Source organism: Mucilaginibacter sp. OK098 (assembly GCF_900142915.1).
GTDB lineage: Bacteria > Bacteroidota > Bacteroidia > Sphingobacteriales > Sphingobacteriaceae > Mucilaginibacter.
The window spans coordinates 69,053-82,471 of the sequence record NZ_FRCM01000006.1 but is presented as its reverse complement, the minus strand read 5'-3'; the positions used below and the strand labels follow the sequence as shown (position 1 = coordinate 82,471).

The window sequence follows — 13,419 nt, the reverse complement described above, 5'->3', positions numbered from 1 at the left end:
AGAGACCAGAGATTAGTTGGGAGCCCTCTTTCCGGCTATGAACCATCAACTATGAACTATTCCGCATAAGCAATTGTAGCTATACTCAGCCTCAATCCTTCAATTTTAAGTAATTGTTCACCACAAGCCTCAAGCGTTGATCCGGTTGTAATAACATCGTCAACCAATAAAACATGTTTATTTATTAGCTTTTCAGGATTATTAACTGCAAAAACTTCCTGCATGTTCTCAAACCTTGCAAAGCGCGACTTATGGGTTTGGGTTTCGGTAGATTTTGCCCTTACCAAATTATTATCTTCAACAACAGCATTCATTTTATCAGCCAATCCTTCGGCAAAGCAGGCGCTTTGGTTGTAACCGCGGTCCTTTAATCTTTTTGTATGCAGCGGAACAGGAATTATAAAGTCTACTGTAGTAAACAAATCGTTTTTAATCACCTGTTCTGCAGCTATGTTCCCTAACAGGTTACCAATTTGGTGCATGCCATTATATTTAAACTGGTGCATCAGGTTTTGGATTTTTCCGCCTTTATTAAAGTAAAACAATGCAAAGGCGGCTTCCAGCTTAATTTTACCCCAAAACTGCCGGGCAACAATATTATCGGGCTGTAAATGGAAATTGGTATAAGGTAAGTTATAGCGGCAATCAGTACAAAGCAAATGCTCGTTTATTACCAGGCTTTCCCGGCAGGCAGCGCAAAGTTCAGGAAATAATAGTGAAACAAAATCAGCCAGGTAACTGCGTTGCAGGTTCATGTTTTAAGTTATTATGGCCATAGCTTGTATAGTTGGCTTAAACATCCGCACATCAAGCTTTAGCTTCTTCCTTTATCGCCAGCTGTCCGCAAGCAGCATCAATATCTTTGCCCCGGCTGCGGCGTAAATGCACATTCACGCCTTGTTTTTTCAGGTAATCAGCAAATGCTTCTACCTTATCTTCGCCCGCATTAACAAACGCAGCCATTGATATGGGGTTATATTCAATAATATTAACCTTGCAGGGCAGGTGTTTGCAAAACTGGGCAAGCTCGGCAGCATCTTCAATATTATCATTAAAGCCATCAAAAATAATATATTCGTATGTTACCGGGTTTTTGGTTTTTGCGTAGTAATATTTCAAAGCCTCGGCCAACGCCTTTAACGAGTTTTGCTCGTTTATAGGCATTATGGTATTCCGCTTTTCGTCGTTAGCGGCATGTAGTGATAGCGCCAGGTTAAATTTTACCTGGTCATCGCCCAATTTTTTTATCATTTTGGCGATGCCGGCAGTTGACACCGTTATTCTTTTGGCCGCCATGTTAAGCCCTTCTTCCGACGTTATCTTTTCAACAGAGTCCAGTACATTCTTATAATTCAATAATGGCTCACCCATACCCATGTAAACAATATTTGAAAGCGGGATCCCGTAATTTTCCCTGGCCTGCTTATCAATAAGCACTACCTGGTCATATATTTCATCCGGGTTCAGGTTGCGTTTGCGATCCATGTATCCTGTAGCACAAAATTTACAGGTTAAGCTGCAGCCCACTTGTGATGATACACAGGCAGTCATGCGGCCGGGAGTTGGAATTAAAACGCCTTCAATTAAATGAGTATCGTGTAAAATAAAAGAATTTTTTATAGTTTTATCCGCGCTGAACTGTGAGTTATGAATTTTAACGTTGTTGATAATAAAATTTTCATTAAGTTTAGTGCGCAGTTCTTTTGAAATATTACTCATCTCGTCGAAAGAAAAGCATGATTTCTTCCATAGCCATTCATAAACTTGTTTTGCCCTGAACCCTTTTTCCTCCATTCGGATAAAATGTTCCTGTAAAGCGCTCAGGCTTAGGCTGCGGATGTCAATTTTTCCTTTTGTATTAATCACGATGCAAAAGTACTAAATAAAAAAAACTATCTTTTTTTAAATGACATTCTTTTATATTTAAAAACAATAACTAAAAGTTAAGTGTATTAGGTATAGTTGGATTAGTTAAAGAATTTTGCGCGAAGTGTTACTAAATACTTGAATGAAAAGTTTTAAAGCCGATTACGTTTACCCTGTTTGTGCCGATCCAATTAAGAATGGAATAGTTACTGTTGATGATTTTGGGAAGATAACAGCCGTTATTGATCCCAGTTTATTGCCTGAAACTTATAATGCCCCTGTTGAACAGGTTAGCGGCATTATTTGCCCCGGTTTTATTAACACCCATTGCCATCTTGAACTCTCACACCTAAAGGAAAAAGTTAAACAACGCACCGGTTTGGTTAATTTTATTATTGACCTTCAAAAAAACCGCGGCGCCGATAGTGCTCTTGTATTGGATGCTGCCACCAGGGCTGACAATGAAATGTTTGAGAATGGTATTGTTGCCGTTGGCGATATCTCAAACACTAACAGCACTATCGATATCAAGAAAAACAGTAAATTATATTACCATAGCTTTATTGAAACTTTTGGCTTTTTACCCGGCAGGGCAACAGAAGTATTTGATAATGCATTCTCCTTATTGAATGAATTTAAGCCATTGCCTTGTTCAATAACTCCGCATGCGCCATATTCGGTATCAAAGGAGTTGTTTAAGCTGATCCAAAAATATAGTGATAGCGGGCATAACCTCATCAGTATTCATAACCAGGAATGCGAGGACGAAAATAAGTTTTACAGGTATAAGCTTGGCAACTTTAATGACCTATATGCGCATTTTGGAATGGATATTTCCCATTTTAAACCGCAGGCACGCAATTCTCTTCAGTCAATATTGCCATTGTTAACCACGAAGCAAGAAATTTTACTGGTGCATAATACCTGTACCAATTTAAAAGATATATATTTCATCAAACGGTTCGATCGTAAGATCCATTTTTGTTTTTGCCCGAATGCTAACCTGTATATTGAAGGCATGCTACCAAAAATTGAATTATTTATAGGCCAGGGATACAACATTACCCTGGGTACCGATAGTCTGGCATCAAACAATAAATTATGCATTTTAAGCGAAATGCGCACCATACAGGCTAAGTTCCCGTCAATAAGCACACAGCTTTTAATAGAGTGGGGGACCCTTAACGGTGCTAAATATTTAGGCATTGATGATGAAAATGGCACTATTGAACCCGGCAAAACCCCCGGCTTAAACCTGATAACCGGCCTTGATGGCCTGAAAATTACACCAGACACAAGGGTGAAGAGGTTGATTTAGTTGATTAAGTGAGTGGTTGATTGAGTTATTAAAGTACAATTCCAATAAATTCAACTTATTTAAGAAAATCAAACCAATCAACTTTCTTAATTGCTAATTTTGGATTTTTCAACCCAATCAACTTAATCTAACTCAGTCAACCCAATCAACTAATCATGAAACACCTCGATATAATAATAAAAGGCAGCGTGCAGGGCGTTTCTTTCAGGGCTGCTGCAAAAGCTGTTGCCGACCAGATCGGTGTAAAGGGCACTGTAAAAAATGAACCCAATGGTGATGTGTTCATAGCTGCTGAGGGCGATAATCTTTCGCTTGAAATGTTTTTGGAATGGTGCAATGAAGGCTCAGAGCACTCCACTGTAACTTCTGTTGAAACCAATGAGGGCGAATTGAAAAACTATCGTAATTTTGAAGTAGTAAAAAAATAGCCGGCAACAGCTATAAGCTTTAAATTAATATCATCTAAGTATTGTCAACCGCTAAAAAATTCGCCGGGCAAACGGCCTTATATGGCTTAAGTACAATAGCCGGCCGGGTGCTTAACTTTTTCCTTACCCCGGTTTACACCCGTGCATACTCTACCAAAGTATATGGCATATTTGGCAATATGTACAGTTATGCGTCTATGCTTAATGCATTGCTGGCATTTGGCATGGAAACTACCTTTTTTAGGTATCTTAATAAAAGGCCAGATGATAAGAATGTTGTATATAATAATTCTTTTGGCGCTATCCTTACTGTATCAGTTATATTCCTGCTCGTTACATTCCCGCTAAGCGGTTTAATTACAAGATGGATCCAAATAGACCCTAACACTCCTTTTACCGAATATGTACAATATACAAGGTACTTTATTGGGATTTTGGTAATTGACGCCCTATGTGTAATTCCGTTTGCCAAGATCAGGGCTGATGGCCGGCCGGGCAGGTACGGAGCCATTAAGCTGTTCAATATCATCATTTTTGTTGGGCTTAATCTGGCCTTTATTTATGTGCTGCCTTACGTGGTTAAACATAACTTGCCGGGCACTGCGCTAATAACCCCATGGTTTAAACATGGCTGGCTTGGTTATGTATTTCTTTCGAACCTCATTGCCAGTATAATAACCTTATTAATGCTGCTGCCCGAACTTGTTAAACTAAGGCCCAGATTCAACCGCGTTTTGTTTGCCGAAATGTTGCTGTATAGCTGGCCGGTACTAATTGCAAATTTTTCATTCCTCATTAATGAAAACCTTGATAAAATATTGTTAGGAAAATTACTTCCGGTAAAGGAAAGCGCAACACAAGTGGGGATTTATGTGGCCTGTGCCAAAATATCTATTTTCCTTAGCATATTTGTTAATGCCTTCAGGCTGGGCGCCGAACCTTTCTTTTTTAGCCATGCTAACAGCAAAAACGCAAATCAAACATATGCCCGTATTATGAATTATTTTGTAATTGCGGTGTGTATGATATTTGTGGCGCTGGTAGCTAATATTGATCTGCTTAAATACTTTATAAAAGGCAGGGATGCTACGCAAACCGCTTTGTATTGGTCTGGTTTACGGGTAGTGCCATTGTTGCTTTTTGGGTACGTAAGCCTGGGGATCTACATGAATCTTTCTGTGTGGTATAAACTATCTGATCAAACCAAATACGGCCTTTATATATCCGGGGTAGGCGCAATCCTTACCATTATCCTCAACGTAATATTTATTCCTAAATATAGTTACATGGCATCTGCCTGGATCTCCTTAACAGCTTACGCAACCATGATGGTACTATCCTATTTATGGGGACAAAAAAATTATCCTATCCCGTATAATTTAAAAAAGAACCTGGCTTATATTATTATTTCAGTTGTATTCGTTTATTTATCTTTCTATGTATTTAAACGTAATATATTTGCAGGTAATGGGCTGTTACTGTTATTTGTAGCAGGTGCTTTTTATACAGAGAAGAAAGAACTTAAGGCAATATTCAATAAGCGATGAACATCAGAATAATTAATAAGTCAAAAAATAGCTTGCCTGCTTACGAAACTTTGCATGCCGCAGGCATGGATCTTCGCGCTGATTTGGAAGAAATAATTTCGCTTAAACCAATGGAGCGTAAATTAGTCCCAACAGGGTTATATATTGAATTACCAGTAGGTTTTGAAGCGCAGATCCGCCCGAGAAGCGGGTTAGCTTTTAAACATGGTATAGGGATAGTAAATTCGCCGGGGACTATTGATGCTGATTATCGCGGTGAAATTAAGGTGCTGCTGATAAATTATTCAGATCAGCATTTTGAGATCAATACCGGCGACAGGATAGCGCAAATGATAGTTGCACGGCATGAACAGGTTAGCTGGGAGCTGGTTGAGCTATTAACTGAAACTACAAGAGGAGCAGGCGGTTACGGACATACGGGAGTTTAGTGAAGAATCAAGACTTTTAGAATCAGGAATCAAGATAGAAATAGGATTAGATGAGAAACGAACAAACAAGCAGCAGAAGTATTAGTAACTGTAACAGGATACGGCTTACCCGCGCTTTCTTGATTCTTGTCTCTTGCTTCTTGACGCTAACCACACTTGCTCAAAATAAAAGCAAAATAGTTGTTGTAGCAGGAAGACCTATGACAGCAACCGACAGCGCAATGGTAAAGCAGCTCTTCTTTTCGGCCCTTAGTGCAAAAACAATTGAAAATACCACCCTTGCTTCTGAACTTTTTGAGCGGGTTACCCAGTTAGATCCTGCAAATGACGCATCATTGTACGAGCTGGCTATCCTTAAAAAAACAAAAAATAATTATGCCGATGCCCAAACCCTGCTTGAAAAAGCGGTAACCGTTAATCCGGATAATGAATGGTATTGGACAGCCCTGGCTGATTGTTATGAAAAAAACAATGGCATTGATAAGCTGGACAACGTATTTAATGAATTAATAAGGATTCACCCGGATAAGCCCGATTATTATTATGATAAGGCAAATGCATTTTTTTATCTGAATAAGTATGATGATGCTTTAAAGGTATATGATAAAATTGAAGAGTTAACCGGTCCAACTGATGACCTGCTGGCCAACCGCCAAAAAATTTACCTTAAACAAGGTAAAGTGGATCTTGCAGCGCAGCAGCTGGAGCAAATGATAACCGCTGACCCATCGCAAATAAAATATTACCTGTTTTTGGCACAGCTTTACAGCTCAAATAATTTTACTGATAAAGCGCTTAAAGTTTTACTATCTGCCGAAAAAATAAAACCCAATAGCGGTTTGGTCCATTTGGCCCTTGCGGATGTTTACAGGGATAAAAAAAATGTTGAAGCCAGTTATAACGAACTAACATTGGCCTTTGCCATTCCTGACCTGGACATCGAACAAAAAATAAAGATCGTTTTAGGGTATCTTCCTCAATTCCCTGATCCTAATGCCAAAGCCAGCGCGCTTGAGCTAAGCCGCATACTTACTGTTGCACATCCTCAGGATGCTAAAGCTTATGCCATTTATGGCGATATGCTGCTGCAAAATGAAAAATTGAAAGATGCCAAGGCAATGTACCAAAAGTCGGTTGCGTTAAATAGCCAGGTTTATGAAGTACAGGAACAGCTGGTCCGCATTGAGCTGGGTGACAATGATATTGAAGGCGCAATAAAAGACGGAGAAAATTCACTATCGCTTTTTCCTAACCAGGCCTGGATGAATTATCTTGTTGGTGTTGCCTGGCTGCAGAAAAAAGATTACCATAAGGCCGTGGGTTACATTAAAAATGCAACTTCATTAGAACTTCAGGATAAGGACCTACTTTCGCAAAGCTTTTCATCACTGGGCGATTGTTATCATGATTTAAAAGATAATAAAAGTGCTTATGAGGCGTATGATAAGGCTTTAACCTATAATGCCGACAACGCATTTACTTTAAACAATTATGCTTATTACCTATCGTTAACCGGTGAACAGTTGGACAAGGCAGAAAAAATGTCAAAGCGTTCAAATGAATTACAGCCAAATAATGCATCGTTTGAAGATACTTACGCCTGGGTATTATTTAAACAAAAAGATTATAAGGGTGCTAAAACATGGATAGACAAAGCACTGGCAAACGATACAACTAAAAGCGCCGGAAAAATAGAACATTACGGCGATATCCTGTTTTATTTAGGGGATGTTGACGGAGCAGTTGACAATTGGAAGAAAGCTAAGGACAAAGGCGATAAGTCGCCGGTTTTGGAACGGAAAATAAATGAAAAGAAATACATTGAATAATACTTTATATAGCAGGGCTTCATTTGCCAATGGTTATATAAAATTGATAACAATTTGTTGCCTGTTGCTTGTTTTTAGCTGTAAAAGCCGTAAGCAGGTTATAGTTAAAAGAGTAGTTGCCGATAGTACGGCGGCCATTAAACCGGTTGATACCAAAGCAGCCAAATTAACGGTTATAAGGGCTAAACAAACCAATTTTAATACATTTTCGGGTAAGGCCAAAACCAAACTCGATATCAGTGGCAGCAGCAATGACGTTACCCTGAACATCAGGATCCAGAAAGATAAAAAGATTTGGGTTTCGGTTACTGCTATTGCAGGTATTGAAGTTGCCAGGGCAGTAATAACGCCCGACAGCATTATGCTGATTAACCGCTTGCAAAGCTTATATGTGCGCAAGCCTTTTAGCTACCTAAATAAATTTGCAGGTAAACAGGTTAATTATAAAACGCTGGAATCAATACTGATAGGTAACGCTATACCTGAGCTACTAACTGAGGATGCGGAATTTCTTTCGGCCAACGGCAATACCACTTTAAGCGGTAATTTAAACGATGTAATTTATAAGCTTATATTGGGCCCGGATATGAAAACCACCCAAACAAATTTGGCAAACCAAAGCGCTGCGCAAACATTGCAGGTTACAAACAGCGCCTTTATCCAGGCTACCAATAGGGTCATGCCTTCGCAAATAGATATGGCTTCTGTAGTAAAAGATAAAAAAATACAAGTTAATTTGCATTATACAAAAGCAGACTTTGATCAGCCGCAGGAATATCCGTTCAGTATTCCGTCGAGATATCAACCTGCAGATTAACAATTAGTAAAAGTAAATGAGATTTTTTAAAGCAGTATTCTTTTTGGTTTTAGTTTTTGCAGCATTTAGCGTACATGCACAAAGCAGCGCTGAATTAAAACGCCAGCGTGAAGCATTAACACAACAATTGGAACAGCTTAACCATGAATACCAGGAAACGGCAAACAATAAAAAAACTACTTTAAAGCAGCTTACCTTATTAAAGCAGCAGATCAGCATCCGCGAACAAAAGATCAGCAATATAAACTCCGAGGTAAGAAACCTGGATAACCAGATCTCGGAGAGCAATAATTTCGTACATAATTTACAATCACAGCTTGATCAGCTTAAAAAGGAATATGCAGCAATGGTGCTGTTCACTTATCGAAACCAAAGCGCCTATAATAAGCTGATGTTTATTTTTGCAGCTAAAGACTTTAACCAGGCATATAAACGTTTAAAATATTTACAGCAAATAGGGACATACAGGGAACGCCAGGCAGGCTACATCCAGGAAACACAAACCGAGCTGCATGTTAAGATAAATGAGCTTGATAAGAATAAAAAAGAAAAAAACAACCTGCTTGTAGACCAGGAAAAGGAAAAGAAGACCCTGGGTGCTGAAAAAAATGCACAGGTACAGGTTGTAGCCGATCTTTCACAGCATGAGGGGCTGTTAAAGCAGCAACAGCAGGATATTCAAAAGAAAATAGCTAAGAAAAATAAGGAAATTGCAGCTACCATTCGGAGGGAGATTGAAGAAGCAAGGCGCAAGGCCGAAGAAGAAGCAAGAGCCGCTGCACGGGCTGCTGCTGCCGCTGCTGCAAAAGCTAAAGCCGAGAACAAGGATGTGGCGGTAGTACCTAAGGTAAGAACGATAACTAAAAACTCAAGCACCAGCGAGGTTTTAAATGCAACTCCTGAGGCTGCTAAATTATCGAGCGACTTTTTAGATAACAGGGGAGCGCTGCCTTGGCCGGTTACAAACGGAAGCGTTAAGCAGGGTTTCGGAATTTATTACGATGAAACCCGGATAAAAAATGAAAGCCTTGGCTGGGATATTAAAACAAATCCCGGTGCTTCGGTAAGGGCGGTGTTCCAGGGCGAGGTGTCAAATGTTAAAGACGTAAGCGGAACCTACCTGGTAGTAATAAAGCATGGTGAGTATTTTACTGCATACTCCAACCTTAAATCAGTAAGTGTTAGGGCCGGGCAAAAAGTAAGCACCAAACAGGTTATAGGCACGGTTGCTACTGATTCATCAACAGGTGAGGCTATTGTAAGTTTTTCGTTATATAAGGGAATTACCGCAGTTAATCCTAAAATTTGGCTCGCACCAAATTAGTTTGGACTTTATAAATTTTAAATTACCTATATTTGTAGGCTTAATTAATAATCCGTATGCATAGCTTAGTATTGGGATTTTTGAACATTGGTTCATCAGAAATGGTCCTTATAGTATTTGTTGCCCTGTTGCTTTTTGGCGGCGAAAAGCTACCCGAAATTGCGCGTGGCCTTGGGAAGGGAATCCGTGACTTTAAAGATGCCTCTGAAGGGGTTAAACGCGAAATAAACAACCAGATAAATAGCTACGAGGAAAAGAGAGAAGAAACCAAACTAAATGAACAGGCTGCGGAGCATGAAGCTGCTCAAAAAGAACTCCCTTCTTATCCCGAAGGTTTTACACCTGTTGAAAATACCATACCGGTAAATGATAGTCACCTTACAACAAGTGATAGCCCTGTAGCTGAAGAGCATAAAGAGGTAGCTACTGAAACTGTTGCTGAAAAGCATACTATCGATTTTACAAAACATGAGCCGGTAACACATTCAGAAGTTTCAGAGCACGAAACACCTGAAATTACAAAGAACACGAAATAAGAATATTAATCATAATTAAACATAAAAAATCATGGGTGGATTAGGCGCACCAGAAATTATTCTGATCATCATTGCAATTTTAATACTGTTTGGCGGTAAAAAAATTCCTGAACTAATGAAAGGTTTAGGCAAAGGCATGAAAGAATTTAAGGATGCACAAAACGGCGAAGGCACAACTACAACAACTTCAGGTTCAACAAGCAATACCGAAGAAAAACCAAAAGTTTAAGTTGTAAAACGGTCCGGCAGATCCGGCACTGGCTATATCAATGTTTTATAATATGAACTTATCTGTTGATTATTTATACATTCAACGGATAAGTTTTTTATTTTAGGCCCATGACTAAATCTTATACCTCGTTAGGCGAGATAAAGAGCGAGATTGCAATTGGAAAAATTACGGTCGAAAAACTGGTACAAGGCTACATAGCTAACATTACAGCAAATTCGCATTTAAATGCTTTTAATGAAGTATTTGAAAATGAAGCGCTTACCAGAGCAATAGAAATTGATGCCCGTATTGGGCAAGGTACTGCCGGCAAGCTGGCCGGTATGGTTATTGCCATAAAGGACAACATCTGCTACAAAGGGCATAAAGTAACGGCCTCCTCAAAAATTTTAAAAGATTTTACTTCTGTTTACTCATCAACTATAGTTGAGCGCTTATTGGCCGAAGATGCGGTGATAATTGGACGCTGCAATTGCGATGAGTTTGGCATGGGCGCGGCTAATGAGAATTCGTATTTCGGCCCGGTAAAAAACCACGCTGACGAAACCAGGGTTTCAGGCGGGTCATCAGGTGGCTCGGCGGTGGCGGTTCAGGCAAATATGTGCCACGCTGCAATAGGTACCGATACCGGTGGCTCTGTAAGGCAGCCGGCTGCGTTTTGCGGACTGGTAGGTTTAAAGCCAACTTATGGACGCATTTCAAGGCATGGTATAATTGCTTATGCTTCGTCGTTTGACCAGGTTGGTCCCATCACCAGGTCGGTAGAGGATGCAGCGCTTTTATTGGAAGTTATGGCCGGTAATGATGAGTATGACGGCACTTTATCAAGCACTGCCGTTCCATCGTTCAGTAAAGAAATTAAAGCGCCGGGTGTAAAAAAGATAGCTTACCTGCAAGAAGCGCTGTCAAGCCCCGGTGTTGATGCTGAGATTAAAAATACGCTTGTAAATTATATTGATAAATTACGTGCCGAAGGCCATACGGTTAAGCCAATAGCGTTTGATTACCTTGATTATATGGTGCCCGCCTATTATATATTGGCAATGGCCGAAGCATCATCAAATTTATCCAGGTATGATGGTGTTCATTACGGCTATCGCAGCCCTGCCGCAACTGATCTGGCATCAACCTATAAAAGATCCCGCTCCGAAGGGTTTGGCAAAGAAGTTAAACGCCGCATTATGCTGGGTACGTTTGTACTGAGCGCAGGGTATTACGATGCCTACTTTTCTAAAGCACAAAAAGTACGCAGGTTGATAAGAGAAAAAACAGATGCTATTTTGCAGGAATATGATTTTATATTGATCCCCACGGCTCCTGAGCCTGCTTTCGCAATTGGGAAATTGGAAAAAGACCCGGTTGTAACATATCTTTCTGATATTTTTACCGTACAGGCATCATTAACGGGCGCACCTGCTATTTCATTACCTGCAGGCAATAATAGTAAAGGATTACCGTTAGGGTTGCAATTGATAACCAAACATTTTGACGAACAGGAATTGTTAAATTTTTCCAAATACTTCCTTGAACTATAGAAAATTAATATATTAGTAAAATATCCTGGTAGCATTCGCTAAGTTAAACCCTAAAGAATGAAGAGAACACTTACGCTGATCATCTGCTTACTGTCATTACAAATCATTAATGCTGCCCCTCATTTTTCTCCTGTTTCAGCAGCTATTCGGCAAAACTCAAAGCTTAATGATGACTTTCAAAAAGACCGCGCAGATACTATTATAGTTCCGGTTGTTAACCAACCCGCTCCATTAACCAGCCAAAGCGGCATTTACAAACATCGTTTAGATTCCATAAAGAAGGATATTCCGCTTGATTATAACGAGTATGTACAAAGCTACATAGACATATACATGCATAACCGTGATGAAATGGGGCATGTACTGGGTTTAACAAAATACTACTTCCCTATTTATGAAAAGGCTTTTCACGATGCGGGGATCCCTGATGAAATAAAATATTTATCCATTGTTGAATCAAAGCTCGATCCTTATGCGGTATCAAGAGTAGGGGCAACAGGGCCGTGGCAGTTTATGTTTACTACCGCAAAGCTTTATGGCTTAAATATGGATGATTATGTAGATGAGCGCCGCGACCCTATCCAGGCCAGCTATGCAGCGGCGGCTTATTTAAAAGATGCCTACCAGGAATTTGGCGACTGGCTTTTGGCCATAGCATCATACAATTGTGGTAAAAGCAATGTGGAACGCGCCATTGAAAAAGCAGGCGGCGCCACTGATTTTTGGTCAATCCGCCAGTATCTGCCTAACGAAACCAGGGGCTATGTGCCTGCATTTATTGCCGTGGCTTACCTGATGAATTTTTATGATAAGCATAATATCATCCCCCAGGCCTGCAAATTTGCATTAAAAACGGATACTATTTTAGTAAACAAATACCTGCCCTTAAGCACAGTTTCACAATCATTGAAGCTTGACCTTGGCCAGCTGACTATTTTGAACCCTTCCTATAAAAGGCAGATAATTAACGGTACAGCCAATAGGCCACGCCGCATGATAATTCCGCAGATAGATAAAGCGCAGTATGCTGCATTATACGAAGCATTGAATAATACAAATTTACCTGCAGCTACTCCTCAACCAATGGTTTACGCTGCTTACCACGAAAACAAAGAAGAAAAAACGCCGTCATACCATAAAGTACGACGGGGTGAAACATTAAGAGACATTGCTGATAATTATGGTATAGAGGTGCAGGATCTTAAAGCCTGGAACCATTTACACAACAATAAAGCCGAAGTTGGAAGAAGGCTGAAAGTAAAAGAATCTGCCGATGAACCGGAAGAAAAACCGGCTAAAGTAAGCAGCCATAATTATATAACTTATAAAGTTAAAAGGGGCGATACGCTTAGCGGGATAGCATCGAAATTTGAAGCTTCGGCTGAAAAGATCAGAGAATTGAACGGCCTGAAAAAAGGCCGCCTGCAGCCTGGTATGATGATCAAGATCACTAAAGGATAGGGGGAGATTGCGGATTTCGAATGTTCGATTTCGGATTTAAAGGAATATATTTAAGGGTGTTTTGTGAGAGCAGGGCGCCTTTTTTGATTTCAAAGGCTGGT

General features: G+C 39.9%; 13 protein-coding genes. 11 read left to right on the top strand and 2 right to left on the bottom strand.

All coding sequences use genetic code 11. From position 1 onward, the window contains the following. Nucleotides 1-56 precede the first annotated feature (56 nt). Both BUE31_RS20095 and rlmN read right to left on the bottom strand, forming a co-directional pair. Nucleotides 57-755, bottom strand: a complete 699-nt coding sequence (locus BUE31_RS20095) for a ComF family protein (protein ID WP_073405634.1) — start codon at nt 753-755, stop codon at nt 57-59. Nucleotides 756-807: 52 nt separating this feature from the next. Next, complete coding sequence (rlmN, locus tag BUE31_RS20090) at nt 808-1,866, bottom strand: dual-specificity RNA methyltransferase RlmN (RefSeq protein WP_073405633.1); 1,059 nt, start codon at nt 1,864-1,866, stop codon at nt 808-810. 142 nt (nt 1,867-2,008) lie between these two features. Between rlmN and BUE31_RS20085 the strand changes: the two genes are divergently transcribed. From BUE31_RS20085 to BUE31_RS20035, 11 genes are all read left to right on the top strand, one after another. Beyond that, nucleotides 2,009-3,184: an amidohydrolase family protein gene (locus BUE31_RS20085; RefSeq protein ID WP_073405632.1), complete on the top strand. Its 1,176-nt coding sequence runs from the start codon at nt 2,009-2,011 to the stop codon at nt 3,182-3,184. Nucleotides 3,185-3,339: 155 nt separating this feature from the next. Beyond that, a complete protein-coding gene (locus tag BUE31_RS20080) occupies nt 3,340-3,612 on the top strand; it encodes an acylphosphatase (RefSeq protein ID WP_073405631.1) in 273 nt (90 codons plus the stop codon). 41 nt (nt 3,613-3,653) lie between these two features. Then, nucleotides 3,654-5,159 (top strand): oligosaccharide flippase family protein, encoded by a 1,506-nt coding sequence (locus tag BUE31_RS20075; protein WP_073405630.1) that lies wholly within the window; start codon nt 3,654-3,656, stop codon nt 5,157-5,159. Beyond that, a complete protein-coding gene (dut, locus tag BUE31_RS20070) occupies nt 5,156-5,587 on the top strand; it encodes a dUTP diphosphatase (protein ID WP_073405629.1) in 432 nt (143 codons plus the stop codon). Before BUE31_RS20075 ends, dut begins: the two co-directional genes overlap by 4 nt. A 200-nt stretch (nt 5,588-5,787) precedes the next feature. After that, nucleotides 5,788-7,416, top strand: a complete 1,629-nt coding sequence (locus BUE31_RS20065) for a tetratricopeptide repeat protein (RefSeq protein WP_159440718.1) — start codon at nt 5,788-5,790, stop codon at nt 7,414-7,416. After that, nucleotides 7,394-8,233, top strand: coding sequence for a lipoprotein insertase outer membrane protein LolB1 (locus tag BUE31_RS20060; protein ID WP_083620149.1), 840 nt, complete (start codon nt 7,394-7,396; stop codon nt 8,231-8,233). Before BUE31_RS20065 ends, BUE31_RS20060 begins: the two co-directional genes overlap by 23 nt. A gap of 16 nt (nt 8,234-8,249) precedes the next feature. Then, a complete protein-coding gene (locus BUE31_RS20055) occupies nt 8,250-9,557 on the top strand; it encodes a murein hydrolase activator EnvC family protein (RefSeq protein WP_073405627.1) in 1,308 nt (435 codons plus the stop codon). A 56-nt stretch (nt 9,558-9,613) separates the two neighbouring features. After that, a complete protein-coding gene (locus BUE31_RS30580; RefSeq protein WP_083620146.1) occupies nt 9,614-10,093 on the top strand; it encodes a Sec-independent protein translocase subunit TatA/TatB in 480 nt (159 codons plus the stop codon). Between the two features lie 31 nt (nt 10,094-10,124). Then, on the top strand, nt 10,125-10,322 hold the full coding sequence (gene tatA, locus BUE31_RS20045) for a twin-arginine translocase TatA/TatE family subunit (protein WP_073405626.1): 198 nt from the start codon (nt 10,125-10,127) through the stop codon (nt 10,320-10,322). Between the two features lie 110 nt (nt 10,323-10,432). Further along, nucleotides 10,433-11,857 (top strand): Asp-tRNA(Asn)/Glu-tRNA(Gln) amidotransferase subunit GatA, encoded by a 1,425-nt coding sequence (gene gatA, locus BUE31_RS20040; RefSeq protein ID WP_073405625.1) that lies wholly within the window; start codon nt 10,433-10,435, stop codon nt 11,855-11,857. A 57-nt stretch (nt 11,858-11,914) separates the two neighbouring features. Continuing rightward, entirely contained in the window at nt 11,915-13,318 is a 1,404-nt protein-coding gene (locus BUE31_RS20035) for a lytic transglycosylase domain-containing protein (RefSeq protein ID WP_073405624.1), read from the top strand. Nucleotides 13,319-13,419: the final 101 nt, after the last annotated feature.